The sequence below is a fragment of the Bradyrhizobium sp. P2_E8 genome (genome assembly GCF_056403875.1).
Genome location: NZ_JBFUES010001649.1, coordinates 1 through 944, shown reverse-complemented (window position 1 = coordinate 944; position 944 = coordinate 1). Strand labels below are relative to the sequence as shown.

Sequence of the window (944 nt, the reverse complement as noted above, 5' to 3'; positions counted from 1 at the left end):
CTTTCTCATTGCTAAGGAAGACGAGGTGGGTGTAGGCGGCCAGTTTCGGCTTGGCTTGCGCGAACACGCGCCCGGCGTCGTGGGGACTGGTGTGGTGCGCAATGATGGCCTGCGCGAATAGATTGGACATCAGCTCCGGCCGCGCAATCGCCACCTCGTGCACCAACAGATCAGCGCCCGTGCCATTTTTGATGACGTTCTGATTGTAGCGCGTATCGCCTGAGACGACCGCCGCGCGCCCCTTGTATTCGATGCGATAGCCGTAAGCTGGCTTGATCACATCGCCATGATCGACCTCGAAGGCGATAACCTTCACGCCGTCCTTCTCGTAGACAACGCTATCCTTGTCGAACTCGTCGGCTTGCACCGCGATACCCTGCGGCGACAGCTTCTCGTCGGCTTCGCGGATGCTGATGTCGAGCTCATAAGCCTTCTCAAGGTTGGACATCAAATTCTTGGTGCCGGTCGGGCCGATTACATGAAATGGCGCCTTGCGGCGACCGAACGCCACCCCCCCGAGCCAGCCGGTGAGCCAGACATCCGGTATACCGGAGACGTGGTCGGAGTGAAAGTGCGTGAGGAACAAGACATCGATCTTGCCGACAGGCACCCCGATCTGCCCCATGCGGATCGGCACACCGCGCCCGGCGTCGAACAGCAGAACCTGCCCGCCGACCTCGACGAGCGTGCTCGGTCCATAGCGATCGGGGCGCGGTGCAGGCGAGGCGGTGCCCAGTAGCGTCACCTTGAAGTCGCTCTCGGCCCTCGTCTCGGTGGGAACCGTCGACATGAATACCAAGCAAGAAAAGCCGACAAACAACCATGCCGATTTCATTCTTTGCTCCCTAGCCGATGCTTCCTGAGAATGCGCCTTGCGAAAATATCATAGCATTTGTCTGCGATCGACAAATTGTACACAGTCGGGCCCAGACGCGGGTCACCTG

General features: G+C 59.6%; 1 protein-coding gene. It reads right to left on the bottom strand.

Annotated features, from left to right (window positions below; all coding sequences use genetic code 11):
* Positions 1–835, bottom strand: an 835-nt coding sequence (locus tag AC1D00_RS42975) for an MBL fold metallo-hydrolase (protein WP_477014904.1), incomplete at its 3' end; no start/stop codon positions are given.
* Between the last annotated feature and the right edge of the window lie 109 nt (positions 836–944).